This is a genomic window from Peribacillus sp. JNUCC 23 (assembly GCF_053653995.1).
The window spans coordinates 883,703-910,088 of record NZ_CM132202.1 but is presented as its reverse complement, the minus strand read 5'-3'; the positions used below and the strand labels follow the sequence as shown (position 1 = coordinate 910,088).

General features: G+C 37.1%; 22 protein-coding genes and 1 pseudogene. 9 read left to right on the top strand and 14 right to left on the bottom strand.

The features are described from left to right. Window positions 1–426 precede the first annotated feature (426 nt). The gene (locus tag JNUCC23_RS04345; RefSeq protein ID WP_454214509.1) at window positions 427–1,581 is read right to left on the bottom strand and encodes a M20 metallopeptidase family protein; all 1,155 of its coding nucleotides are present in this window, start codon (window positions 1,579–1,581) and stop codon (window positions 427–429) included. A gap of 631 nt (window positions 1,582–2,212) precedes the next feature. Between JNUCC23_RS04345 and JNUCC23_RS04340 the strand changes: the two genes are divergently transcribed. Together JNUCC23_RS04340 and JNUCC23_RS04335 are read left to right on the top strand one after the other, a co-directional pair. Then, on the top strand, window positions 2,213–2,803 hold the full coding sequence (locus JNUCC23_RS04340) for a GNAT family N-acetyltransferase (protein ID WP_403074357.1): 591 nt from the start codon (window positions 2,213–2,215) through the stop codon (window positions 2,801–2,803). Beyond that, window positions 2,790–4,268 (top strand): methyl-accepting chemotaxis protein, encoded by a 1,479-nt coding sequence (locus JNUCC23_RS04335; protein ID WP_454214507.1) that lies wholly within the window; start codon window positions 2,790–2,792, stop codon window positions 4,266–4,268. Before JNUCC23_RS04340 ends, JNUCC23_RS04335 begins: the two co-directional genes overlap by 14 nt. A 145-nt stretch (window positions 4,269–4,413) precedes the next feature. On the opposite strand, the gene glsA is transcribed toward JNUCC23_RS04335, so the two are convergent. The 8 genes from glsA to JNUCC23_RS04295 all read right to left on the bottom strand — a co-directional run bounded on the left by glsA (window position 4,414) and on the right by JNUCC23_RS04295 (window position 12,315). Next, complete coding sequence (gene glsA / locus JNUCC23_RS04330; protein WP_062183969.1) at window positions 4,414–5,349, bottom strand: glutaminase A; 936 nt, start codon at window positions 5,347–5,349, stop codon at window positions 4,414–4,416. 457 nt (window positions 5,350–5,806) lie between these two features. Continuing rightward, window positions 5,807–6,673, bottom strand: coding sequence for an MBL fold metallo-hydrolase (locus tag JNUCC23_RS04325; protein ID WP_062183972.1), 867 nt, complete (start codon window positions 6,671–6,673; stop codon window positions 5,807–5,809). A gap of 1 nt (window position 6,674) precedes the next feature. Continuing rightward, on the bottom strand, window positions 6,675–8,090 hold the full coding sequence (gene nhaC, locus JNUCC23_RS04320; protein ID WP_454214504.1) for a Na+/H+ antiporter NhaC: 1,416 nt from the start codon (window positions 8,088–8,090) through the stop codon (window positions 6,675–6,677). A gap of 776 nt (window positions 8,091–8,866) precedes the next feature. Continuing rightward, window positions 8,867–9,415 (bottom strand): NADPH-dependent FMN reductase, encoded by a 549-nt coding sequence (gene ssuE / locus JNUCC23_RS04315; protein WP_062183975.1) that lies wholly within the window; start codon window positions 9,413–9,415, stop codon window positions 8,867–8,869. A gap of 99 nt (window positions 9,416–9,514) precedes the next feature. Next, window positions 9,515–9,808 carry a hypothetical protein gene (locus tag JNUCC23_RS04310; protein WP_062183978.1) on the bottom strand — a complete coding sequence of 98 codons (294 nt, stop codon included), beginning with the start codon at window positions 9,806–9,808 and terminating at the stop codon, window positions 9,515–9,517. Between the two features lie 9 nt (window positions 9,809–9,817). Further along, a complete protein-coding gene (locus tag JNUCC23_RS04305) occupies window positions 9,818–10,243 on the bottom strand; it encodes a riboflavin kinase (protein ID WP_454214502.1) in 426 nt (141 codons plus the stop codon). Window positions 10,244–10,401: 158 nt separating this feature from the next. Then, window positions 10,402–11,154 carry an SDR family NAD(P)-dependent oxidoreductase gene (locus JNUCC23_RS04300; RefSeq protein ID WP_454214500.1) on the bottom strand — a complete coding sequence of 251 codons (753 nt, stop codon included), beginning with the start codon at window positions 11,152–11,154 and terminating at the stop codon, window positions 10,402–10,404. Window positions 11,155–11,223: 69 nt separating this feature from the next. Further along, entirely contained in the window at window positions 11,224–12,315 is a 1,092-nt protein-coding gene (locus JNUCC23_RS04295; protein ID WP_454214498.1) for an LLM class flavin-dependent oxidoreductase, read from the bottom strand. A 219-nt stretch (window positions 12,316–12,534) separates the two neighbouring features. Here JNUCC23_RS04295 and JNUCC23_RS04290 point away from each other — a divergent pair, with 219 nt between their 5' ends. From JNUCC23_RS04290 to nhaC (JNUCC23_RS04280), 3 genes are all read left to right on the top strand, one after another. Further along, entirely contained in the window at window positions 12,535–13,410 is an 876-nt protein-coding gene (locus tag JNUCC23_RS04290; protein WP_062183990.1) for a LysR family transcriptional regulator, read from the top strand. A 359-nt stretch (window positions 13,411–13,769) separates the two neighbouring features. Beyond that, the gene (locus tag JNUCC23_RS04285) at window positions 13,770–13,955 is read left to right on the top strand and encodes a hypothetical protein (protein WP_403074377.1); all 186 of its coding nucleotides are present in this window, start codon (window positions 13,770–13,772) and stop codon (window positions 13,953–13,955) included. Beyond that, window positions 13,921–15,351, top strand: a complete 1,431-nt coding sequence (nhaC, locus tag JNUCC23_RS04280) for a Na+/H+ antiporter NhaC (protein WP_403074379.1) — start codon at window positions 13,921–13,923, stop codon at window positions 15,349–15,351. The genes JNUCC23_RS04285 and nhaC (JNUCC23_RS04280) overlap by 35 nt, the downstream gene beginning before the upstream one ends. Before the next feature lie 408 nt (window positions 15,352–15,759). On the opposite strand, the gene JNUCC23_RS04275 is transcribed toward nhaC (JNUCC23_RS04280), so the two are convergent. From JNUCC23_RS04275 to JNUCC23_RS04260, 4 genes are all read right to left on the bottom strand, one after another. Continuing rightward, window positions 15,760–17,148 (bottom strand): amino acid permease, encoded by a 1,389-nt coding sequence (locus JNUCC23_RS04275; protein ID WP_454214495.1) that lies wholly within the window; start codon window positions 17,146–17,148, stop codon window positions 15,760–15,762. 346 nt (window positions 17,149–17,494) lie between these two features. Beyond that, entirely contained in the window at window positions 17,495–17,698 is a 204-nt protein-coding gene (gene tatA / locus JNUCC23_RS04270; protein WP_403074381.1) for a twin-arginine translocase TatA/TatE family subunit, read from the bottom strand. A gap of 15 nt (window positions 17,699–17,713) precedes the next feature. Further along, window positions 17,714–19,426, bottom strand: a complete 1,713-nt coding sequence (locus JNUCC23_RS04265; protein ID WP_454214493.1) for a GMC family oxidoreductase — start codon at window positions 19,424–19,426, stop codon at window positions 17,714–17,716. 43 nt (window positions 19,427–19,469) lie between these two features. Beyond that, a complete protein-coding gene (locus JNUCC23_RS04260) occupies window positions 19,470–20,249 on the bottom strand; it encodes a gluconate 2-dehydrogenase subunit 3 family protein (RefSeq protein ID WP_454214491.1) in 780 nt (259 codons plus the stop codon). Between the two features lie 392 nt (window positions 20,250–20,641). On the opposite strand from JNUCC23_RS04260, the pseudogene JNUCC23_RS04255 reads away from it, so the two are divergent. From JNUCC23_RS04255 to putP, 4 genes and pseudogenes are all read left to right on the top strand, one after another. Beyond that, a pseudogene (locus JNUCC23_RS04255) lies at window positions 20,642–20,961 on the top strand (purine-cytosine permease family protein); the annotation flags it as partial. 302 nt (window positions 20,962–21,263) lie between these two features. Continuing rightward, window positions 21,264–21,746, top strand: a complete 483-nt coding sequence (locus JNUCC23_RS04250; RefSeq protein ID WP_454214489.1) for a ribonuclease H-like YkuK family protein — start codon at window positions 21,264–21,266, stop codon at window positions 21,744–21,746. Between the two features lie 506 nt (window positions 21,747–22,252). Then, window positions 22,253–22,639, top strand: coding sequence for an SLAP domain-containing protein (locus tag JNUCC23_RS04245; protein ID WP_454214488.1), 387 nt, complete (start codon window positions 22,253–22,255; stop codon window positions 22,637–22,639). Window positions 22,640–23,156: 517 nt separating this feature from the next. Further along, window positions 23,157–24,638 carry a sodium/proline symporter PutP gene (gene putP / locus JNUCC23_RS04240; protein WP_403074397.1) on the top strand — a complete coding sequence of 494 codons (1,482 nt, stop codon included), beginning with the start codon at window positions 23,157–23,159 and terminating at the stop codon, window positions 24,636–24,638. A gap of 368 nt (window positions 24,639–25,006) precedes the next feature. Here putP and JNUCC23_RS04235 read toward each other — a convergent pair whose 3' ends face one another. Beyond that, window positions 25,007–26,329, bottom strand: a complete 1,323-nt coding sequence (locus JNUCC23_RS04235; protein WP_172796873.1) for a bifunctional metallophosphatase/5'-nucleotidase — start codon at window positions 26,327–26,329, stop codon at window positions 25,007–25,009. Window positions 26,330–26,386 lie beyond the last annotated feature (57 nt).

The following is a 26,386-nucleotide window of genomic DNA, read 5'->3' as shown; positions in this document are numbered from 1 at the left end:
TAAGCCCGTTTGGGACAACTGAATTCAGGTAGCATTGAATACAGCTTTTCTTTATCCTATGAAAGGAGACAAGCTTTTGCTATAAGTCTTAGTCTATTAATTCTAAATGACAAAAAAAGCAAAACCGCCATTTCGATCTTTGTTCTTTGTTTTTTTATCACTGTTTGGCAATATGTTACGCTAAAAAGTTTGTACTAACATAACTACCTTAGAAGTTCCTATATCGAATACTTAGCAGTCTCCTTCATCATCGAATGGCACTTTCATGAAGTCGCGGGGTTCTCTTAATTTGAAATTAAAAACAGGACGGCTCCCGATGAGCTGTCCTGTTTAATTAACGAAATATCAAATTATTCAAATAAAACCGGATCATATTCTCGCCAAATTACGATAAAGACGAATGAGAAGCATTACAAGCATTCTTCCTTATTTATAATTTTTAGCAATTTCGATAAATAACTTAATCGCTTCTGGTATAACCTCTTCATCAATGTCGAATTTAGGATGGTGGTGCGGATACATGCTCTTCTCTCCACCCATACCTACAAAGATAAACGCACCCGGTTTATTTTGTAAATAATAAGAGAAGTCTTCCCCTCCCATCACTGGATCAACTAACTCGAATACATCATCACCAAAAGATTGGCGAATGACTGACTCCACAAAGCGAGATTCTTTAGGATTATTAACAAGCGGTGGCGTTCCGATGATAAAATCCACTTGACCAATTGCCTCGAATGCTTTGCAAATCCCTTCTGTTAATTGAACCATTTGGCTTTGAAGCGTATCAACAGCTTCCGGCGTTAATGCCCGGATCGTACCAATTAATTTCGCTGTATCAGGAATAATATTATAGGTTGTTCCCGCTTCAATCTTTCCAACTGTAATGACACCAGAATCGATTGGATTTAATTTTCGACTAATGATACTTTGCAAAGATTGAATCACGTGGGTGGCCACATAGATCGGATCAACGGTCTCATGAGGCATTGATCCATGTCCACCTGAACCCTGAATCATGATTTCAAAGTCATCAATTGACGCCATCATCGGTCCATGTGTTAGGCCAATTTTTCCTTTTTCCATCCCTTGCCACAAATGAATCCCAAAAATGGCATCGACATTTTCTAAAACTCCCTGTTTAATGAGCCTATCTGCTCCACTAGGGGTAATTTCTTCGGCCGATTGAAAAATAAGGACAATATTTGGTTCGATTTCATTTCCTTTAATCGATAGCCATTCGGCTACAGCTAACAATGTCGCTGTATGACCATCATGCCCACACATATGCGCAACGCCTGGATTTTTTGATAGATAAGGTTTATCACCTTCTTCTGTTATCGGCAAAGCGTCAATATCTGCTCTTAACGCGATCGTTTTGTTTCCTTTTGTCCCTTTTACAAAACCAATCACACTAGGTGGTTCGAAATCTAATATTTCTATTTTTAATGCTTCAAGTCTGTTACGAATAAATGCACATGTTTCGAATTCTAATCCCGATAACTCGGGATATTGGTGAAAAAAGCGACGATCTTCAATCGCTTGTTTAATTAACTGTTCATCTATATGGGTATACGGCAAAAAAATTTCCTCCTTTGTTTAAAACGGTCCATAATGAATCCACTGTGCAATTATAAGTGCGATAATGGTAATCCCAATTTGAATAAAGAAAAAGGGCAACAACCACTTAATCCATTTCCTCCTTACCCCTACTATTATCCACTTATCACCCTATATGATTTGTGAAGACTCTTTTGTAAAATCTACTCTTATTTCCTTGCAGAATGAAAAGTAGTAAATCAGCTTTCAAATAAAAAGAATTATACATATATATTAATTTTTATACAACGGTATTTTTTAAGAAATCCTTATTCAATACCCATCCGACTCGATTCAAAATCGTCCATTTCGTACCTGATTTAAGACTTTCGTTCGATCCCCTTCAAAAGATTTCTTCATTTTTAATGATATAGAATGATGCAATCACTCTTTTGTCCTTCTTTTTGAACGTTTATAGAAAAATTAATCCCACAGGGAAATTGTTGGGATTTGGAGAAATTTTTGGTGTTTTATGAAAAGCCTTATAAGATAAGCTAAAAATTTTTCATAATATGTCGAATAATAACATATAGGCCAAATAGCATAGATTTTGTTTAATTAAATTAATACATCTACATAAATCGTAGATTGTAACACTGGAGGAGTATATACCTTGAATGCAGTAAAAGAAAGAAGCACCTTGAAGTACAAAAAAGTTAGCACAGAAGAGGAACTTGCAACATTTCATCGTATTAAGAAAGTGTCGTGGGATGAAAAGGGATTCGAAATGGAATATGCCAAAAATGGTTCTGATTTATTTTTATTCGTTAGTGAAGACGGGAATTATGGCGGGACATTTGAATTCACACCTTATGGAATGTGGACAAACCCTTTTATGAAGAACTTATTTAAAGATGTTGTAACGAATGATATGAAAGTCATGGAAGTTGATAGTTTTGCCGTTTTACCTGAATATCGTGGAATGCTTGGCAGAAGTGGGATTTCTTTAATGATTGATTATGCAGAAAAAAATGGCTACACACATGCAATTGGAATCGCTGATCCTAACGTTTTTCGTTCATTTAACGATTCATACCATATCTTATCTGTAAAGGTAAAGGATGATGTTTTTTACAAAGGTGCGTATGCAGTGCCTACGCTTTTTCATCTAAAGGAAGTTTATGAAAACAAGCATCTTGAAAAATATACTTGGCTTTCAACATCAATTGAACAGAAAGAAGGGGATTTAGTTGGAGAATATTGACTTATTAGTAAGAAGAAATAATTGGGTCGTTCTAGTTTTTGCAGGCATTATAACAACAGTCCAGTTATTGAACCTCGTCCTTGGTATTTCATTTGCTTTTGTTGCGACAGTTCTTGGCATCATTTATGGGATATTAGCTCCATTTGCCTATATCTCCAATCGACCGAGATGGAAAGATAAACTGGCTATATTTATGAAATATTTTAATTTAATTGTAATTGGGGCTTTCATGTTCACAATCGTGAGTATTGATCCACATATGATCAATATTATGACTATCTACTTTTATGTTGCCGTTATGGGCATTTACCAAGATAAAATTATTAACGGATTAACCATTTTAATCACGTTAGCAATCGTATCCTATTACTTTTTCACACAAGGAGATGTCATTTTTCATTCAACGAATCCTGTTGATTTAATGTATTTCTTACTCACCTTTTGTTTTGTATCATTAGCTTCTATGTTGCAAGCATATTTCAATAATAAGTTACAGAAAGATGTAGTCGTGCAAAAATTAGAAGCGATTGAATCGCAAGAGAAATTACAACAAATGTTAGATGGCATTACTCATTCGCTAGCATCCGTAAAAGAGTATCAAGTGGATTTGAATCAAGCAACGGATGGTGCAAATACACGCGGTTTAGAAATTGTTGCCTTATTAGATGAAATGCTTCAAACATTTGATGCTCAAACGGAAAAATCTAAAGAATTAAATAAAGGCATGGAATCTACGAATAATCAAGTAGACGATATGACAAGCTCCATTACGGAGATGCACAATTATGTAGAGTCTACGAAAATGGCAACCCATGAAAGTGGGAAACGGATTGACACGTTGGAGAATGACTTAGTTACTTTCAATCGTGATATTCAAGGTACGATTCATCTTATGCAAGAGTTAAATGAGGAAACAGAATCAATTGAGAAAATCATTCAGACGATTTCTGACATATCAAAACAGACGAACCTACTTGCTTTAAACGCATCAATAGAAGCAGCACGAGCAGGGGAACATGGGAAAGGATTTGCTGTTGTAGCTGAAGAGGTTAGAAAATTAGCAGAATCCTCTAAAGTATCATCTGACTCTATTTCCGAATTACTTTCCGGAATCCATTCAAAAATGAATACAGCTGCAAACACAATTTCGCAATCGCAAAAATCAATCGAGAAAAATACAGTCGGAATGGTTGAAGTGAAAGGAATTTTCTCTAATGTGGATTCCTATATGCAAAACATTTCTAACCAAACAAAAGATCTGCAAGATTTTATCTTGAATGTGCGAAGCATGATGCAAGAGGTTGGTGCAGGTGTAGAAATAAACTTAAATACAACTGAAATAAATAAAGAAAGTCTTGATGACACACTCCAACTTGTGTCCAATCAACAAAAAGAGATTCAAAGTATGTCAGATGGATTTGTAAGACTTGAACAAGAGATATCTGTGTTACTGGATAAGAGATAAAAACAATAAAGAAGAGAGAGGCCGTATTCTTGGCTTCTCTCTTCTTTATTGTTCGATATAAAAAAGGTAACTTTATATTATAGATATTTAGCGTCAAACTTACTTTTCGGGATACAACAGCCTGTTAAACCGGGATAAGCTTCTTCTAAAACATACTCAACTGATAATTCTTTGATAACAGCTCCAATAATTTTATTCCAGCAATACTGTTTCCTTTTTCGTCTAGGGCAGGGCCAAAAATTCCAATGCCGAACTTTCCTGGTACAGCACCCATAATTCCACCGGATACACCGCTTTTCGCGGGAATGCCAATTTTGATGGCAAATTCTCCAGAGGCATTATACATGCCACATGTCACCATAAATGTTTTACAAATACGAGCGACATCTGTAGGGATGATTTGTTTGCCACTTAGAGGATCGACTCCATCCATTGCAAACACCAAGCCGATTCGAGCCAAATCCAAACAATTCATTTCTATGGCACATTGTTTTGTATATAAATCCATTAGTTGTTCTACATCTGTATTCTCAGCCATCATATTATGCTGTTTTAAAAAATAACATAAAGCCCGGTTTAAATGAGATGTTTCAAATTCAGAACGTGCTACTTCCTCACAATAACCGATTGTTGAATCGTTGGTCATCTCCCGAATGAAGGATAAGAGCCGCAAAAACCGCTCTTCAACCGTGTTCCCTTTAATCATGTTTGTCACAACAAGGGCACCTGCATTGATCAAAGGATTTAACGGTTTCGTAGGAGCCATCGTTTCTAATTTCACAATTGAATTGAACGGATCTCCAGTTGGCTCCATTCCAACATGCCCAAACACATCGTCTAGTCCTCTGTCCATCAAGACTAAAGCTAAGCTAATCACCTTTGAGATACTTTGCAGGGTAATCTTTTTTTCGATATTTCCTGCTGATAGACAGCGCCCGTCAGGATAGTGAATAGCAATGGATAAATCGTTCGCCTTTGCTTTTCCAAGTGCAGGAATATAGTTAGCAACCTTGCCGTTTTTTGTACAGATCCTCGCTTCTTCCACTAATATCTTTAGTTCATCACTAGATTGGCATGGCATATTTATCACCCATAGTAGTATATGCCAAATGCTTTAATAATATAATATACTTGTTATGGAGCATAACTTTTCGGAGCTGGTTCCGAAAATTCTCAGACTGGTGTGCAAATTCTAATCTGGCGCGAAAAGTGATCATTCCGGATCGTAAACCAAAAATTTAGCGCGAAAAGCAACCTTTCCCGCTTGCAAGTTAGAGATTTTTCACGTACGTTGCCCATTCTGACGTGTAAATCCCAGAGTTCGACTCGTAATCATGATTCCCGGTAGCGAGCGCTCTTACTTTTCGTGAAAGAATAGACAAAAGATGATTGCTTTCTTTCCTATTCCTCTGATTTTTGTTTAACATAGAAAAAAGTCGAACCATTACGTGTCATAAAACACGCCTGGTTCGACCTCATTATCATACCACCCCTGAAGAAGTGGGCTTTTTCATTCGGGTAGGTCTGTAAAAAAATCTTTATAATAAAATTTCCATACCCTCAACAGCAATGTGAAACCCTCTGTCCTTTACTTGTTTGATAAAGGAGTTTTCTGGATCTATAACGGGGTTGGTATGATTGAAATGAGTAAAATATATAGCTGTTTCATCCACTAAGTCTTGCAGGCGATCCATTGTTTCCGTCATCACCGGATGAGGAATTTCTTTATAATCTCGCCCCATTCGTTCAATTTCTTCTATTGAATAGAAAGTCCCATCCAATAAGCAAATATCTGCTTCCTTGGCCATTTCATATATATCACGATCCCATTCATCCCATCGATCGATATCAGGTATATAAAGGAGTTTACGAGTCGGCCCTTCAATCCAAAATGCAAAAGTCTCAGAAAACTCATTTCGGTGCGGAACTTCCACAGGAGTTATTCGAACAGCTGATGTAAGTTCGACGGGATGTTCATGTGTGATCTCTATTGGATTAATATTTTCAAGATCAACTAGTTGCTTCCATGGTGCATGATTTTCTAGTAGCTGCTTCATTTTTTCACCACAATAAACAGATGTTCCTTTAGCGCCGATCGCTTCTTTTCCTAAAAACATTAATCCAGGATAATGTCCAATATGGGCATGAGTAAGCCAAATGCTATCCATCAATTGTTTTTGTAGCTGGTACTTCATTTGGATAAATGCCATTTGCTCCCTTAAGTCAGGAGTTGCATCAATCAAGTGCCATTCTTTTGACTTTGGTAGAATAATAGCCAAGGAAGAAGCAAACCTCCGAAACTTTGCATCTTCTATTGCTTTTACACAGTTCTTGCAAAAACAATTCGGATGCGGGACACCAGCATCTTGCGCTGTGCCAATGATATTCACGATGACTTCGCTCATGTTAATTTCCTCCTAATGATTCCCTCTCTTGCACCTGCTCCTCAAGATAATCTTTTTTCGTTATCGTCCAACCAGTGAATCCATAAATGATATTGATAAGGGGAACGAGGAAAGCAAAGAATAAATATGGAATAAATTGCTCTACTCCTACCCCTAACATATTCGCTGCAAAAACAGCTGGTACACCCCAAGGCACCAGTGTGATTCCGACTGTTCCTGCCGCTTCAACACATCTAGATAAATTTTTCGTATCAATTTTTAAATCTTTATATGTTTGAACAAATGTTCTTGTAGGTAAGATTATCGCTAAAAATTGGGCACCACTTGCGAAGGCAACGATAAAAGTCGATACAATCGTTGTCGCAATTAATGAACGAGTCGTCTTTATTTTATTGATGATAGGCCGAATTAAAGTTTGGAAGACACGAGTACCTTCTAAAAGTCCTCCTAAAGCTGTAGCAATGGTTAATAAACCGATTGTATTAAGCATGGAAACTATTCCACCATTATTTAATAACGAGTCAACCTCTTTGACACCGGATTTAGCCGTGAATCCATATGTCATTGTGTTAACAACGGAAGTGATTGATTGACCTTGAATAATAAATGCTACTAATCCACCCAGCAAGCCAACAATCATTAATATGGGCAAAGCTGGCAAACGCTTCATCATAAGTAAAATAGTTAGTACAGGTAATAATAACAGCAAGGGATGAATGAAAAACGTCTTTTCGATCCCCGCCAAAATCATATCAATTTTCCCTGTATCTACAACATTTTGCTGTGACCCATTGCTGATTATTCCATATAAAACGAGTGTGATGATAAATGCAGGAATGGTATCCCAGAGCATATGGCGAACATGACTGAATAAATCCGTTTCTGCCATTGCTGGTGCAATATTCGTCGTATCAGATAGAGGTGATAATTTGTCTCCAAAAAATGCCCCTGATATAACAGCACCAGCAATAAGTCCTGGCGGAAACCCCATCCCTTCACCAATTACCATAAACGCTAAACCGATCGTGGCAATCGAAGTAAATGAGCTACCAAGAGTGACGGAAACGATCCCGGTAACAAGAGCGACAGCTGGAATAAAGAATGAAGGGTGAATAAATGATAATCCATAGTAGATCATAGATGGAATCACACCACTAGCAATCCATGTTCCCACGATCAATCCAATAACTAGCAATATAAACATCGCAGGCAAAGCTTTTGAAACACCATTCACCATCATTTGCTCCAGCTCATCCCATTTATAACCACTGATCACTCCAACAAGGATTGTCACAATAATTCCAATAATTAAAGGAATAAACATACCAGCTTTCCAAATTAAAATAGAAGCAGCTCCTGCAGTCATTAAAGTTACAATAGGCAATAGCGCTAAACCAATTGATATATTTTTTCCCATCTTACTTTTCACTTCCTTTACTAATTGTTTGCTTAATATCGGCACCCTGCTCATCAACGGACGAACTGGAGGGACTTTAACTTAAGGTAAGAGAGACAGCAGAAGCTTGTCATGACTCATTTCCTTAATAAATTGGACATTTTATTACCAATCATAACGAAGAGGCTTCCATCCCTAAAAAGAGATGGAAGCTTCATAGCACCACCTTCATTAACAAAAAAATTTATTCACTCATTTGAATAACGGCATTGCCGGACAGAAGCCAGCTTTCTCATTATAATTAACTGAGTGTTCAGCTTATTTTGTACCATCTACCGAATTTATAAATTTACTAAACAATCAGTCACTTTTTCGATTCAACGCTTTTATGCTTTTGTGTAAGTAAGTATATTAGTATCTTAATATAAGACCTCTTAGCATGTCAATCGACTATTTTTTAATAAGATCTCTTCAGTCTAAAAATATTCCTCCTTTAAAAGACGAAAAAAGCCCAATTCTATAAGAATTCAGGCTTTTTCCAATTAATTTTTCTATGATTTTACCCACCTCTTCATAGCGGGTTATAGTGTTAATCCAGATATTAAAGATGCAGTGGCATGCTTCTAATTTTTATGTTTCCGCTCTTCTTTAACTCGGGGTGACCCAAAAGAAAAAGGTTAGACCCCGCCACAGTTAAATATAATATAGGATAAGTGGAATGAAATACTACATACTGATTTAAAGTGCGAGGTCAGACCCTTATGGAGCACCCTAATCGTTTCAGTTTTTTTATTGATTTATCTGTAAATTGGAGTTGAATATCGGCTTTCTTCTTGGACGAGCTGGAGCACATTTGCAAGTCGCTCTTCAGCCTGAGGATGGAGCTGAAATTGATTATTTTCTGCATACTCAATCTGTGTATCAAGCACGAATGCACCTTTTAATATCATTCTCGCACCTAGTGCTGATAGTACCGGCTTCAAAGCATACTCAATGACTAACAAGTGACCAAACGATCCACCAACGACAAGTGGCAATATCGTTTTCCCCTCAAATCCTTTTTGTGGTAGTAAATCCAGATAGGTCTTCAAGATACCACTATACGAAGCTTTATAAGTAGGCGTTACGATAATAACCACCTCTGCCGCCGCTACCAATGCATTCGCATCAATGATGGATTCACTCTTAAAATTGGCGCTAATTAAATCATGTGCAGGCAATTCATGAACATAAATTGTCTCAAACTCAAAATCATTTATAGATAGGAACTTTTCTGCTCTGTCTAGCACTCCTTTTAATCGAGACTTTCGGGTATGGCCTCCATAAATTATGACTGCTTTTGTCATGCCCGCCCACCCTTTCTATGTTTATAGAAATTCTATTATCTAGAAAAATCATACGTATATTATTAGAATGTATAATTTGTTAGAGACTCTATTATTTAATTAAGCATTTTGTTTCAATCCACTCTCTATGAATACTTCCCAATAATGATTTAAGCAAGGAACCAATCCACCAGACCCAAATTTAATTTTCACTTTTTTATCACAGTACTGATTTAAACTTTGTGAAAATTTCAGAATGTATTTTCGGCGCTGAGTAATTTCCTTTACCCCTTTTTGGTAGAACCAAGAGTCGATCGTATTGTATACACCACGATTTATGCCAAATTCAGTATCACACCATTGTACAAATAATAAGTCAGGTAAATGTATAAGGGTATTCGTATCGTTTTTCATACATTCACCTTACACATGAACAAAGTGATTTTTATTTTGATTACTCTGATCCATAACTCGTAGTTTTTCTTTAACATAAGCAACATCACTTTGGATTTGTTTAATTAGTTCTGAAATATCTTTAAAAGGCCTTTCTTCTCTTACCTGAAAACATATATCTACATTTATATGTTCATAATAGATATTTTCATCAAAATCCAGTAAATGCACTTCGTAGCTGACTTCAGAATGGTCATAAAATGTTGGTCTTATTCCTATATTCATTATGCCTAGAATTTTACTTCCTTTCCAATCGACAATGACTCCGTATACTCCATAATCTAACTTCGGAATTTCAGATAATATCTGCAAATTGGCTGTAGGGAAACCAATTGTTCGACCTATTTGTTTCCCGGAAATGACTGTTCCATGAATGGAAGTAATGAATGAATTCATTTCGAAACACCCCATTTTTAGAGTAATTACATGGTGAAGTTATCTACTTGTAGTCCTAACCATTTATCCCGCATTCACGGAAAGCCAAGACCAGGCTTAGAGAAATCGAAGAAGCGTAGGTAGGGGGATGAAAAAAACCCACTGATTGAAGTTTCACTTTATTTGGCTGTGAAGCCCCCATCGATTACCAATTCCGTTCCAGTAACGAATTTAGCCTCGTCTGAAGCAAGATAGAGAACTCCGTAAGCAACATCTTCAGGATTTCCTAAATAAGGAAGAGCGGTTTGACTGTAAATGTATTCACTTCTATCATCATCAGTAAGCTGCTCTGCAGTCATTGGAGTTATAATATAACCCGGGAAAACAGAATTCACTCGAATATTACTTTTTGCATAATCAATGGCTGTATGTCTTGATAGGGATCTAACAGAACCCTTTGAAGCAGCATATGCAGCAGAACTACTACCGCCTACAAGACTATCGATAGATGAAATATTAACAATCGAACCCCCACCCGTTTTAAGCATTTCTGCAATGGCATATTTCATCCCTAAGTAAACTCCTGTTGAATTGATGTTCTGAATCTTATTCCATTCATCTGATGTACAGTTTTCAATATTATTTGAGATAATGACCCCTGCATTATTCACAAGAATATCTACTTGCCCATAGTTTTCAACAGTATGTTCTATTACTTTTTTCCACTCTTCTTCTGAAGACACATCAAGTTTTATGGCAACTGCTTCTCCACCAAAATCTCGTATGTCTGAAACTACCTGTTGGAGAAGATCCATTTGTACATCGACCGCTACAACTTTTGCTCCTTCTTTTGCAAAAATTTCAGCTTCACAGGCACCTTGGCCACTGGCTGCTCCTGTAATGATCGCTACTTTTCCGTTTAAACGCCCCATTTTAAAACACCTCTTAACAATTTATTGGAAGAACTTGATTAAAAATAACAACGCCAAATACAAGAACGATTAATAGTACACTATACGGTTCTGCTTTAATCTTGGAAGAACTTCTTCCTTTAGCAGTCTCATTGATTTCTTCCATACTTCTGGATTGTCAAGATAATCATAGCCTGGGGTTAGCAAAGTACCAAAACCACCGGAAATTTCATAGAAATGATCGAGTTTCTTGGCCACTGTATCAGGCGAACCGATAAACCAACAGTTTTTCGCGATATAATCTACTGTTACATCTTCATCTGGAATATTCTCATCCTCTTTAAAGATAGACAATCTACCCAAGCTCTTAAATAAAGGGATAGAGTATTCTCCAAAATGTCTTCCCATCATTGAATGTACCGAATGCTCATACGCTTCCTCATCGGTTTCAGCTACAAATATATTTTTACCAACTCTCCAATCCTCACGATCAGGGGTTCTACCACTACGTTTTGCGCCTTCAACAACGGATTCCCAATTCTTTGATGCTGCACTATGTCGATAAGCTAAACTCATCGGAATAAAGCCCCTTTGTCCTGCGATCTTTAATGTTTCTGAATAAGGACTCAAACCAGCCACCCCAATTGGAGGGTATGGTTTTTGATAAGGTTTCATATGAGGACCTAACACTTTATGCATACGGTCTGTCTTATTAACATTCCAATAGGTACCTCTATATTCAAACGGCTCATCCTCTGTCCAGTATTTAAGGATGATTTCGAGTGCTTCTGCCGTCATCTTAATATTTTCACCGGTACTTCCATCTACGTTGAAAAGAGCTAAATCACTACTTAAACCACTTGAGCCCACTCCAAATAAAAATCTTCCTTGAGCTAAATGATCTAAGTATGCTACACGATGAGCCAGTTCAGCAGGATGATGGTATGGCAACAAGTGTGCTCCTACACCTAGTTTAATCTTTTTTGTCTGAAGCAGTGCTTGAGCTACCACGAGATCAGGAGCAGGAATCGGTTCCCATTCAGCTGTAAAATGTTCGCCCATCCACACTTCTTCATAATCTAATTCATCTGCATACTTAATCATTTCTAAATCCCATTGCGTTGCATCATAATAAGATCTCTCCGGCGGGTGGGAAGCATATAAAAATAGACCTAATTTCATTTAAAATTCCTCCTAATTTTTTATATTCTATTTTAAGTACGAGAAGATTATTTTTACCAGCGTATACGCGCGTGTAAGGGTTTACATGTCATTCCTTTAATAATTCCCTCTCACTTAAATTACATTTGCTTATTTATTACTATAATCGTAGTATTTACATAAGTAAAATGAATATTTATAATATTAAATATAATACAAACTAATGGATGAGGTGAGCTAATGACCATTTCACGATATGAAGTAATTAGTAGAGTTGTTGAATTAAAGAGTCTTACAAAAGCCGCAAATTCACTCAATTTAACACAACCCGGCGTAAGCCATGCCATTAATAGCCTTGAAACGGAGTGGGGAATACCATTGATCACTCGATCGCGTTCAGGCGTTCAACTAACGAGTGATGGAGCACGTATTATCAAACATATTCGTGAACTATTACAAATTAATGAAGAAATTAAACAAGAGGTTGCTGCAATTAAAGGAATGGAAGTGGGTACGGTCAAGGTAGGAACTTTTGCAAGCGTGGCATCTCAATGGCTGCCTAAGATCATCACTTTTTTTCAACAAAGTTACCCAAATATTGAAATTAAATTATTTGAAGGAGATTATAAAACCATTGAGCACTGGTTAGTAAATAATGAAGTGGATTGTGGATTTTTGGTTCTTCCTGCTTTGTCTAAATCCCTTGAGGTCATTCCATTAAAGAAAGATCCAATGGTATGTATTGTGTCTAATCAAAATCCGTTACATAAACAAAAAAAAATTACATTTAACCAAATTGAGAATGAACCCTTCATTATTCCTAAAGAAGGAGGAGATACAGATGTAACACGGATTTTTAAAGAACATACTATTAAACCAGCTATTAAATATGAGTTATATGAAGATAATGCCATCATCTCGATGGTTGAAAATAATCTTGGCATTAGTATACTTTCGGAAATGGTAGCATTAAATAACTCATCCAATGATTTTTCTATTCTTAATTTAGAGATTGATAGTTATCGTATCATTGGACTTGCTACAACATCCACTACTTCTCCTGCAACAGAAAAATTTATAGAGTGTGTGAAAGTATGGGTGGAGCAATTCACTTAAGATTTCATCGAAACTATTATTTCCACTACAAATTTAGTAATATTTTGAAGAACCTACCTTACATTAGTAATACTAATCCTTACTATCATTTATATTCATTTTACATGGACTAATAATTGGTTAATACTTTAATAAATCACAAAAAATGAATTTTCTATATTTTCTCTAAAATCAATTTTGAAAAGGGGTGACGATGATTGTTAGACAAGATAAGCTTTGTCTGAGGGGATTATTATTTTTATTGATCATCCCCTGTCAATACTGAGGCTTCTGTGTATTAAGAACTAACATAGGGTGCTTTGTTACCGTTTTTAGCTCGTAGAATTTTAAGCGCTTTCATCAAGCGGGATAACAACGACATGCAGGACAATTCACCATTTCACTTATTTATCGTACCAAATAAACTTATGCTACAACGCTTTATTACAAAAGTAAGTTATGCAGCTTATGATTTATTATGGAAGCGAAATATTCCATTTGTAATTCAAGTACTAGAACTGGGGGATGCAAATGTCAAACATAAGGAAACAGCCTCGATTGCCTAATTTAGGAGAAATTATTATTCTATTAGTATTATTTATGGTTGTAATGTTCAGTTCGGTTAGTATATTTGAAATTGATATTTCACTTTCTCTTTTCATTGTCTGGTTCATTGTTATAGGCTTTGGACTTTACCTTGGACATACGTATGATGACCTTCAAGAATCAATTATCAAAGGAATTACGAACGGGCTTCAGGCACCATTAATTATCTTAGCAGTTGGAGCTTTAATTGGAACATGGATTGCAGGAGGCATTGTACCAAGTATTATTTATTACGGGCTTGAACTCATGCATCCGAGTGTTTTTCTACCGGGTACAGTAATTATTTGCGCTATTACCTCGTTAGCCACCGGTACTTCTTGGGGAACAGCAGGTACCGCAGGCATTGCCATGATGGGAATTGGGCAAAGTTTCGGATTACCACTTCCTCTTGTTGCAGGTGCTGTCATCTCGGGATCATTTTTTGGTGATAAACTGTCTCCAATATCTGATACGACTGTATTAACTGCATCTCTGTCCAAAGTTAGGTTGATGGATCATATTCGTTCTATGCTTTATGTTAGTTTACCTGCGATCTTAATTACTGCCATTCTGTTTTACTTCGCAGGATTAATCTATTCGGATGGTAGCTTGGACGTGAGCAAAGTACAAGAAAATGCAAATGCATTAAGCGGTCACTTCAATTTATCCTGGTATTCACTTATACCAGCTTTGATAGTCATCATATTACTAGCCTTAAATAAGCCATCTATTCCAACCATTGCATTCGGTGCGTTACTTGGAGTAATTTGGGCTTGGGCATTTCAAGGGATGGAATTTATTTCTGCATTAAAAACAGCTTATGGCGGATATAGTGCAAATACAGGGATTGAGTTTTTAGATGGATTGTTAAACAGGGGCGGCATCGACTCTATGTCTGGGTTAATTGCATTTTTCTTAGTTGCTCTTGGTTTTGGAGGATTAATGGATCAAACAGGCGTCATAAAAGTTGTCAGTGATATTCTTTCACGTTGGGCTAAAAATGCAGGAAGATTAACTGTTTCAACTATTGCAGCAGGATTCTTTGGGAATTTCTTCGGTAGCGCCGCTTTTGTAGCTCTTATTACAGCTACTAAAATGACAGGAGAAAACTATGACAAACTAAAAATCGAACGACGAGTACTCTCAAGAAATGCAGAGACAGGTGGTACATTAACTGGTGTAATGATTCCTTGGACAGAAAACGCCATGTACATGACATCCGTCCTTGGTGTATCAACCTTCGCGTATGCACCTTTTGTATGGTTTCCTTTTGTAGCTATTACGATTGCAGTGATATATGGCTATACAGGGAAGTTTATCTGGTATGTAAAGGATGAACCTACAGTTGAAGAAGAATACCGGGCACAGTCGCAGTAACAATATACGAATAACTCTTGACTTTGGTAAAAAAGCGGTTAAATCCGTATTAAAACCATTCGGGTATTTCACAGAAACAACGAATTTTGTACTGACTCCCACTATTAGATGGGACAGTCTAGATAAATCACTGGGATTAAAATAAAAACTTCCGGCTAAATGTATTGTTCCAGTAAATCGAAACTTAAATTTCGTTCCCTCTTTTCACTTTAGATTATTTAATTAATAATCTAGTTGTATCTTATTCTCTTTCATTCGGCCATAAAATTTCTCACTCATGTAAAAAAGCACAAAAGAAAGGGCCAGACTCCTAACTACTATATATCGTTTAAAATCGATATATAAAGTGTGAGTCTGACCTTTTTTTATGACAAAATAGGATGTTTATATCGAACGGCCCAAAGCTACTTACCCAGTAAGATCATCATCCGCATCAGTCTCTAACGGTACTCGCTTATCCATTTTTAACAAGTAATAACTTGCTGCAACAATAGCAAGAAAAACGACTCCCACAATAAGGGAGATACGAGTTCCAGGGTTAAACCACATTCCAACCAACACCATCAGTAAAAAGGCAATTGTTACATAGTTACTGTAAGGAGCAAAAGGCATCTTGAACGGATGGTTGTCCATTTCTACAGCTCTTACCTTTCTGAATTTAAGCTCACTAATAAGGATGACAAACCATGGAATCATTCCAGGTAAAACACTAGCACTGTACACATAAAGGAATAGTTGTGGCGGTGCAAGGAAGTTCAAGATAACACCAATTGCTAAACCTAAAAGGACAGCGACCGTACAGTATGCTGGCACTCCATTTTTCGATACTTTTGCAAAGATTTTTGGAGCTTGCCCGTTCAATGCTAAAGTGTACAGCATACGCCCTGCACTAAAAATCCCGCTATTACATCCAGACATTGCTGCTGTGATGACGACAAAGTTAATAATACCTGCCGCCGCAGTAATACCAATTTTGGCAAAGGTTGAAACAAATGGACTACCAATGTCATCTAGTCGATCCCATGGATAGACGGTTACGATGACAAAAATAGCGCCAATATAAAAGATTAATATACGCCAAATGATCGTTTGGATCGCTCTTGTTATAGTCTTCGTTGGATTTTTTGCTTCACCCGCAGTGATTCCGATCAGTTCAACACCTTGGTAGGATGCTATGACAAGGGAAAGCGCGAAGAAGAATCCTGAAAAGCCCCCTGTGAAGAAGCCGCCATTTGCCCAAAGATTTGATAAGCCAATTGCATCGCCGCCATTTCCTAATCCGAAAAAAATCAGACCTAGGCCAGCAATAATCATCAATACAATCGTGACAATTTTAATTAGCGCAAACCAAAATTCAAATTCCCCGAAAGATTTTACAGAAATGAGGTTTGCAGCTCCTAAGATAACCATGGCGACCACACCTGGTATCCATGCGGGTAGATCTGGGAACCAATACTTCATATACATTCCAACGGCAATGATCTCGGACATGCCGACGATTACCCATTGAAACCAATTACTCCATGCAGTCATATAACCTGCTAAAGGATGAATATAGTTACTCGCAAAGGTTGCAAATGAACCCGTAGTAGGCTCTAAATAAAGCATTTCTCCCATAGAGCGCATGATGAAAAATATAAAAAGACCACAGACAGCATAAGCTAACATGACAGATGGGCCGGTCCATTTAATGGTACTGGCTGAGCCCATAAATAACCCAACACCAATCGTACCGCCCAAAGCAATCATTTGAATATGACGTGCCTCTAGCCCTCTCTTTAATTCTTTATTTGCCAAAACTAACTCCTCCAATTGCCTATATTACCTAATTAAGGCCATTATAGACTCTATCTATCTAATCTAATACTTTTTCTTATATCATAATAATATGTTCTCTGTAAAAATACAATTGTATTTTCAGAAAACCACTTACCAATATTAGCATATCAATCATTTCCATAAATTTTTTTTCATTTTCAGGAAAAAATTAATATTTCATTAAAATAAGAGTCAGACTTCACATCCTCTATATATCGTTTTAAACGGATATATAGAATGCGATTCTGACCCTGTTTTGACACAAGACTATGCTTCAATCAAAAGTAGTTGATTAAAGAAAAACAACAAAATCATAAATAAATACTCATTTCTTTACTAAATCAGACGCCTTATCCGCCTCAGCTACCTGATCTAATTCATCACTTACTATATCTTGAGCAGATTTTTTAAACTCAGATAGGGTTTTTCCGAAGGCGGAACCAACTTCAGGAAGTTTTTTCGGACCAAAAATTATCAGTGTAATGACAAGAATAATGATTAAACCTGGAATTCCGATGTTTTGTAACATACTCTATGCTCCTTTTTAAACAAGCTGGCCGCCACTTTTACTATATTTCACAATCCCTTCTGCCGCACGATAAGCGAGCGCTCCGAGTGTACCGGTCGGATTGTAGCCGCTATTATGCGGAAAGGCAGAGGCACCGACGACAAATACATTTTCAGCATCCCACATTTGCGAATAGTTATTCACCGCTGAAATATTTGGGTCATCTCCCATTACGACACCACCTACATTATGAGTCGTCTGGTATGGCACAATATTATAATCCACTAATTTCCCAATATTCATAACTGTATCTGCGCCCATTTCCTTCATTATCTTTTCACTTTGCTTAGTTAAATAGTCATGTAATTTACGATCTTGATCAGTAAAATTATAAGTCAATCTTAATAATGGAACTCCGTATGCGTCTTTAAACGTAGGATCTAAATCAAGGTAGTTGTTACGATGAGGCAAAGATGCGCCTTGAAACCCTGCATTAATGGTCCGTGTATAATATTTAATCGATTTTTCCTTGAACTCTTTCCCCCATAATGGTGTTCCAGGAGGGACTGGATTGCTTGCGATTGGACGATATCCAGATTGACTAACGACCAATGTACCTCCATGAATAAAATCAAGATTACTATGATCAAAGTTATCGCCATTAAAATCATCAACGACTTGACCAAGAGCGCCAGCACCCATATAAGAATTAAATCGTTCCTTTTCAAAAAATCCAGTACTGCCAGGGGTCAGCTGATAACAATAATTTTTCCCAATCACGCCTTTACCGGTTTTCGGATCATATTGTTTTCCAAGCTTCGATACGAGTAACAACTTAGCGTTATTCATCACGTAGCTTGTTAGCACAACGACATCTGCCGGCTGGATGACTTCTTCTCCTTGTAAAGTGTCAATATACTTAACTCCCGTTGCCTTGCCGCCTTCGTGAATAATTTCAATCACATTGGCGTGGGTTCTCAACTCAAATTTACCTGTTTTCATGGCCGTTGGAATAACCGTTATATTGGGAGATGTTTTTGCTCCATATTCACATCCAAACCGTTCACAAAATGCACAATATTGACAGGCATTGAGTTTTTCACCATCAGGATTCGTATACGCCTCAGACAAATTAGCAGATGGCAAAGAAAACGGGTGTAAATTTAGCTTTTTTGCCGCATCTCTAAACTTATTGGTTATGACTGTATTTTTCATTGGCGGCGTAGGATAGTCACTGCTGCGTTTGCCACCAAGTGGATTTGGTTCTCCAGAAATTCCACATGTTTTCTCAAACGTATCATAGTATGGCTCTAATTCATCATAGGTAATGCCCCAATCCTGAAGTAAATAATCATCTTTGAGTTTCGACTTCCCGTACTTTTCAATTGTTTTTGATTTAATCTCAAAATCGTATGGAAGGAAACGGAAAGTATGACCATTCCAGTGGACACCGGAACCACCAACATTGGATCCTAGTAGGAAAGAACCTAATTGCCTCATTGGTAACGATCTTTGATCTTGTTTATTGCGAAATGTGATGGTCTCTTTTGACACATCTTGCATCAAATCATAGCGAATGGCGTATCTTAATTCATCATGGATCATCGAGAAATCTTCCGTATTTCGATTCCCGCCACGTTCTAAGCCAACAACGTTTAATCCATTTTTCGCACATTCGGCTGCGATAATTCCTCCAGCCCAACCAACTCCAACTGTTAATACATCGACTTTAGGTAATGTTTTAGCCACTTTTTACTTCCTCTCTGTCTTAAATATGTATGTTCCATACAAGCTATTTTTTTGGTGAAGAAATATGGGAATGTAGACTACTCGGTTCAATTTCGAGAAAATCCTTAGATTCAATTTGGGCCAGATAACTCATCTGATTGCCTGGGAACCCTTTCATTTTCCAGCCTGCCATGTCACGATTACCACCATATAAAGGATCAGCATAAACTCCTTCTAATACGGACATGCGCAGCAAAGTAAAGAAATCATTCGAACTTACACCTTTCATTTTCACTTTGCCTTTTTCAAAAGCAGCCAAAATATCATCTTGCTGTTGCTCGTTTAACTCTGTGAATTTCTTCTTAAAATTCTCTTGGCTAACCGACTGTATTCTAGTAATACCTTGACTAATGATTTCATTCCGTTTTAAATGCGACTGGAAACCTTGCGTTTCTATACCAGGATAAAATGGCCCCAACATATAGTCTCGCGAATTATTTCCCCAAGCTCCAGCTAATTGATGATCGATATAAAATGGGACATCTAAATCAATTGCACCTGGGCCAAGGTCGTCCGCTGGAAAAATTCGTTCAGATGCTTGCGCAAGTACTTTAAAATCCTCTTGCTTATTGAAGAACATAAGCGCTTGATTATAACGTTCTACATCGGCTTTTTGGACAACTTCATTTTTAGTCTTACTCACTTCTGGTGCTGTCGGTGTGAACATTTGAGAAATTGAAGCACCCAAAATTCCACCACCTATAGCCCCACCAGCAACATAACCTCCCTTACGAATAAATTGCCTACGGGTCATCGCATCTTTTCTTTCATCATTTTCACTCATCGAATATCCCCCTTCTTCCTTTAATTGATGTACTTGGGAATTATTGTGTTCATTTAGCTTAAAAATAAACATGATGCATCGGTAACTTTTACAAAAAACGCTATAAAGGTACAAAAAAACCATCTCTCAGTATAGATGATGGCTGCTGTTTTCCTTTTGTTAGGATCACAGAATTGTATCTAACTCATGCTTTATTGCATGAATCCTATAATCCAAGTAAAGAAAGATGATTTTTCAGAAAATTCAAGGGAGATTATATGTATTACGTAGGATACGAAAATTAATTCTCCTATTCGGAATATCCACTTCTAATGGATGACGAATTGATACATAAAGAGAGGTTGATAAGTATGGGATCTAACCAAATAACAGACCAATAAGAGAAAGAAACAATAAAGGATGATTATACATTAAATAAAGTTCCACGTGAAAAAAGGAATATGGGGTGGGTAAGTATAACCAATATTACCTTTGGCATCGCAACAGCCATTTTCTATTTTTAAATAGGAAGTGTTATGGCACTTCCATTTGGCGCCATTAATGCGATTATATCCTCCACTTATGCCATCATCGTTGCTGGGATACTCGGAACATTCATTGCTTATCTTTCGGAAAAATCTGGGATGAACGTCAATTTTTTATCGAGAGGCGGTAGATTCGGCTATATCGGCCATCGTTAACCTCGTTCATTTATGCCACAAACTTCATTTTAGCCAGTTAAATCCGAAGAAGTCTTCTTTCTAAACAATCAAATCAATCTTCCAATAACCCCTTCCTCATCTTTTCATAATAAATTGCTTAGTACTTGAATACTATGCTAATGAGCTGATCAATTCTCTATAAAAAAATAAATCGCTCACCACACTTGCCTAACACCATAAAAGGTTCTTTTTCATAAGATACAGATAAGAACAGATTTTTGGATTCATTAATTGGCGAAGAAAGTTGTGATATGACCATATGAAAAACGATTTGAGTAATCAGTACCTGTTTAAAAATTTACAGGAAAATGCGATGTCATTTGACCAGGTTTTTGAGCAAATTGTGAAGTTCATGCAATCGCAGCCATGTAGTAACTTTCGATTAATGGTAGGAACAGATTCTCAAGTTCATCAGACACATACGATCTTTATAACAGGAATTGTCATATTTAATGAAGGAAATGGTGTATGGGCTTGTATTAGAAAAGTCATGATTCCAAGGAGAATGCTGCATTTGCATGAACGAATTTCCTATGAATTATCTTTATCAGAAGAAATTGTTTCCTTATTTACAGAAGAAAGAAAAAATCAATTAATCGATATCGTTCTCCCTCACCTTTATCAAGGAGCGACATTTACGATGGAAGGCCATATTGATATTGGTGCAGGAAAAAAGAATAAAACAAGTGAATTTGTAAATGAAATGGTAGCAAGAATGGAAGCCATGGGTGTCGAACCGAAAATTAAGCCGAATGCTTTCGTCGCTTCAAGCTACGCAAACCGTTATACAAAATAGAGTGTTATTGCCTAATTATTACGGACAAAATAAGTTTTATTTAGGGTAGAAAAAAGGTGGGCACCAGGCAATCGCATCGTCGTCAAATGACCCTCCATCGTTCAACTAAAAATAGTGCTAAATCTGAAAGAAGCAGAGCCAATGAACGATCATATTATTTTAGAGAGAGGTTCAAGAATTTCTTGTCGATGCAGTATGGTAACATGCTAGATTATCAAAATTATAGGATGAAGAACATAAAATTGGATTCAGTACATTAAGTGAATCAATCAAAAAAACGGACAAGCTAAGGTCCTATTTTTAGACTGGAGCGAACAAAGAAAAACGTATCATGTACTACTGAATTAACCTCTACTGTACATACAATACCAGCTCACCAGTCCCTACATGATATTCCTCTTCAAACACCTTAAAAGTTTCTGATTGAGATCCATACTAAACGAGCAAAACTATACCTGCTTTTTTATGTGTTAAAATAAAGGTATTTAAAAGGTAGGTGGCACTAGATGCAAACACTTCAGTATGAATCATCGTGGGATAAGACCATATCCAATAAAGATCGTAAAACTATTGAGGAAATTTTTCTAGAAACGAGTTTGCCGAATCATAGTCTTATTCAATTCACTCCTTTATGGCAAGCGATGAATCATAAAGACGAATTATTGGTCACCGTGCTTGTCCATAATTTCAGTCACCAAGTATGTTCATTTATTAGCAAAAAACTGCGCTATCTTGAAAACAACAAAATCATTGCTGAGCATACTTTCACCCTCCCTTCACTAACTGTTCCGCCAGAAACGAGTATGCCATGGACATTCATTTTTCCTGTTGAAAGCCTGAAGAGTCATGGATCATTAGAAAATGGTCGTTTAGTATGTTTTAATGCTGTTTAAATTCAGTGCTTGTCTTCTTTGAATTTCAGTAGAATTCGTGGAAGTAATTCCAAGTGAAAAACTTTGGTAAGTGAATTTCTGTTTCTAAACAACGTGTCGCAAAACGAAAAGCCTGACCTTTTTGTTTTGCTACACTTCCGAACATTCCCCTCTTAACTCCTATTAAAAAATTGACTCTTTTTTTGAAGTTGGTCACCTACAAACAACGCTTCCATTGCAAGGAAAAGACATTCTATTCTTTGTTTACAGAAAATAGTACTGTTATTTTTTATTGAAATTATGAATAATGATAACTACATAGGTATTCTCTCGAATGAAAAGTCGGCAAGAAATTTACGCACTTGTTTGCGGACTGTGGAAATGGAACTGCGGATTCGAATAACCGCAATTTCATGGGCTTCCCTCTTCTCAAAGATTCATTGAATTTAAGCCAGTATACCCGTATTATAAAATATAGAAATAATCTAAGTCGTAACAATTATGTTATGAACATACTAATTGAGAAGGAGGATTTACTATGTCCAATGAAATATACCAATTAGTAGCGATTATTATTTATATGGCTGCGATGGTTTTCATCGGTTGGTATGCATTTAAACGAACATCTAACCTAACGGACTACATGCTTGGCGGACGTTCACTTGGACCAATGGTTACGGCTCTCAGCGCTGGCGCTGCGGATATGTCGGGCTGGTTACTTATGGGGCTTCCGGGTGCAATCTATTTGAGCGGTCTTGTTGAAGCATGGATTGCAGTCGGACTTACGGTCGGGGCATATTTAAACTATGTACTCGTTGCACCACGTCTTCGGGCCTATACGGAAGTGTCGAATGATTCCATTACGATTCCAAGTTACTTGGAAAGTCGTCTGAAAGATAAATCGCGTCTATTACGGATTGCTTCAGGTATTATTATTCTTATTTTCTTTACTTTCTACGTATCTTCTGGAATGGTTGCGGGCGGGAAATTTTTCCTTAGCTCATTCGGACTTAACTATCATGTCGGTCTTTTGATCGTATCTGCCGTCGTAATTTTCTATACACTGTTTGGTGGATTTTTGGCGGTTAGCTATACGGATGTTGTCCAAGGTCTTATTATGTTTTTTGCACTTCTACTTATACCGATAGCCGGGTTATTTCTTACAGGAGGTATTTCGGACACAGCCACGAGCATTCGGGAAGTTAATCCACAATTGTTAAACTTCATTTCCGGTGCTTCCTTCCTCGGTATTTTGTCAGCTGTTGCATGGGGGCTTGGTTATTTTGGTCAACCGCATATTATTGTCCGTTTCATGGCGATCAGTTCGGTTAAAGAAGTGAAAAGCGCTCGTCGCATTGGAATCAGCTGGATGTTCCTCAGCCTTTTTGGAGCTGTTGCAACGGCACTTGTCGGGGTTGCTTATTATCAGCAAAATAACGCTACACTTGCAGATCCGGAAACCGTGTTTATTACTCTCGGTCAGATCATCTTCCATCCGTTCATTTCGGGAATTATGCTTGCAGCTGTTCTTGCAGCTGTTATGAGTACGATTTCTTCGCAACTGATCGTTACGTCTTCGGCGCTCATTGAAGACTTGTATAAAGCGATTATAAAGACAGACGCAACAGATAAACAATACGTATTTTTAGGTAGAATGGCTGTCCTTGTCGTATCAATTATAGCGGGTGCGCTCGCTTGGCCAAATGACGAATCCATTTTGAAAATCGTATCGTTCGCATGGGCGGGGTTCGGTGCTTCATTCGGCCCAGTCATCCTACTTTCCCTATACTGGCGGAGGATTACAGCTAAAGGTGCCCTATTGGGAATGATTGCAGGCGCGATCACCGTTATGATTTGGGGCAATGTTGCTTCATTGTCTAATACAATTTATGAAATTGTTCCCGGTTTCATCATCTGTTGGATTGTTACATACTTTGTAAGTATGGCAACGTATCGACCGAATGCTGAAATTGATAAGGAATTCGGAGAAGCACTTGAACTTCTAAAAAAAGAAAGTTGATTGAAAAGCCTGCAGGATATGCTGCAGGCTTTTCTTCCTTTTGTTTGATGTGCCTATTTTTAACGAGTCCTTGAATCACTCCTCCAAAAATTGGTGATTTATCGGAATTCCTAGTGATTTTTTTACAAATTTGATATTTTTACCTTATTTATTCCGAGAGGCTATATTAGATATTTTCGAGAATCTTGACGTCACAACCGACGAAGGTGTTTCTCTTCCTTTATAGTTCTTTATCATAATCGTAATCGTCTTTATACAGGAAACTCAAATAATACTTCTATGCAATTAGAATAAAAGCCCCGCAGAGATTTCTCTCCACGGAGCTTATCTAAATCATTATTACTTTAATGCAACGAGAATCAAACCCTTTAAATATCTTTACCAATATAATGTTCTCTTAATTCAGTTTCTGGAATTATTGTCTCTTTTTTTGTAACATAGTCAATCAACGCATTAACGTCTTGCGTACCTTCATCAGAGCTAATTAATACCTTTGCATCTCTAAAAGCTGTTACATTATTTCCACCATTAACTACATAGTTTGTAATCGCTAAAGAGTAAGTTTGATTAGGATTAATTGACGTACCATCTGCTAATTTTAAATCTATTATTTTATTTCCTTCAGATGCATTTGGATCATATTTATAGGTAAAACCTGAAGGGAATGCATATCCTCCAGAATAACTATCGCTTGAATTTCCTGCTTGCTCTAATCCGAGCATTAACTGCTCACCTGTCACTTCAATTAACATGACTCTATTAGCAAAAGGCTGAATAGCGTATAAATTTCTTAAAGTGATGTCACCAGCTGGAATGTTACTTCCCCGAGCTCCGCCACCATTGACCCAACCTAAATCAGCTTTGGCCCAGTCGCGAAATGAATCAGCAATTAAATATCCCTTTGGTCGATGTTGAATCTCATTTGTAGATGAAGAAATTTTAATGTCTAACTTAGCTTCCATATCTTGTACATAAGAATCTTCTAATTCTTTTAATGCTGGATCAGAGACAACATTTTCATCTACTTGAATAACTTCATAGTTAAACGTTTTTTCTCCATTTGAATTAAAAGTTATATCAACTCTGACAACACTTCCATAATCCCCCTCAGGTGATACAATTAAACGGCCATCGTCTAATACCGTAATATCAGATTCTGCAGCTGAACTATTTTCTTCTCGGAGGGCAATATCAATTTCTGGAATTTCGTTTAAAATTTCGATATTAGCTTTTAAGCTAATTTGCGTAATCGCAACAATCGTATCAACGTTTTGACTTTGTAATTTTTCTACTGCTGCTTTGGCAGATACTAAATCATCTTTTTCAATCACTTCGCTAAAAGCAGACGTATTTGACATACCACCTGTTAAACCAATATAACCGATTCGTTGGCCGTTCAATTCTTGTATATAAGTTTCATTCCTAGTAAATGGTGTTTCATCCACATTTACAAGATTTGATGATACCCAAGGAAAATTTGAATCATTCATTAATTTTAATGTTTGAGCTGCACCAAAATCGAAGTCGTGTTGCCCAAAGCTAGCTACATCAACACCAATTTGATTAAATGCCTCTACAAATGGTTCCCCACGGTATAATCCACCAAATAATGTACCACCTGCTAAGTCACCACCGAATATAACAGATGAATTTGGATATAGAGTTTGTTGCTGATTAATGACAGTAGACAATCTTGAAATACTACCACGTTCTCCATCTGCCCTAGTTACGGGTGTTATTTCATGTGC

Bases quoted from the DNA above. Each gene is read 5' to 3' on its own strand.
- glsA (WP_062183969.1), bottom strand. From the start codon at position 5,349: ATGCCATGCCAATCTAGTGATGAACTAAAGATATTAGTGGAAGAAGCG.
- JNUCC23_RS04325 (WP_062183972.1), bottom strand. From the start codon at position 6,673: ATGAGCGAAGTCATCGTGAATATCATTGGCACAGCGCAAGATGCTGGT.
- nhaC (WP_454214504.1), bottom strand. From the start codon at position 8,090: ATGGGAAAAAATATATCAATTGGTTTAGCGCTATTGCCTATTGTAACT.
- ssuE (WP_062183975.1), bottom strand. From the start codon at position 9,415: ATGACAAAAGCAGTCATAATTTATGGAGGCCATACCCGAAAGTCTCGA.
- JNUCC23_RS04310 (WP_062183978.1), bottom strand. From the start codon at position 9,808: ATGAAAAACGATACGAATACCCTTATACATTTACCTGACTTATTATTT.
- JNUCC23_RS04305 (WP_454214502.1), bottom strand. From the start codon at position 10,243: ATGAATTCATTCATTACTTCCATTCATGGAACAGTCATTTCCGGGAAA.
- JNUCC23_RS04300 (WP_454214500.1), bottom strand. From the start codon at position 11,154: ATGGGGCGTTTAAACGGAAAAGTAGCGATCATTACAGGAGCAGCCAGT.
- JNUCC23_RS04295 (WP_454214498.1), bottom strand. From the start codon at position 12,315: ATGAAATTAGGTCTATTTTTATATGCTTCCCACCCGCCGGAGAGATCT.
- JNUCC23_RS04290 (WP_062183990.1), top strand. From the start codon at position 12,535: ATGACCATTTCACGATATGAAGTAATTAGTAGAGTTGTTGAATTAAAG.
- JNUCC23_RS04285 (WP_403074377.1), top strand. From the start codon at position 13,770: ATGCAGGACAATTCACCATTTCACTTATTTATCGTACCAAATAAACTT.
- nhaC (WP_403074379.1), top strand. From the start codon at position 13,921: ATGTCAAACATAAGGAAACAGCCTCGATTGCCTAATTTAGGAGAAATT.
- tatA (WP_403074381.1), bottom strand. From the start codon at position 17,698: ATGTTACAAAACATCGGAATTCCAGGTTTAATCATTATTCTTGTCATT.
- JNUCC23_RS04260 (WP_454214491.1), bottom strand. From the start codon at position 20,249: ATGAGTGAAAATGATGAAAGAAAAGATGCGATGACCCGTAGGCAATTT.
- JNUCC23_RS04250 (WP_454214489.1), top strand. From the start codon at position 21,264: ATGTCATTTGACCAGGTTTTTGAGCAAATTGTGAAGTTCATGCAATCG.
- JNUCC23_RS04245 (WP_454214488.1), top strand. From the start codon at position 22,253: ATGCAAACACTTCAGTATGAATCATCGTGGGATAAGACCATATCCAAT.
- putP (WP_403074397.1), top strand. From the start codon at position 23,157: ATGTCCAATGAAATATACCAATTAGTAGCGATTATTATTTATATGGCT.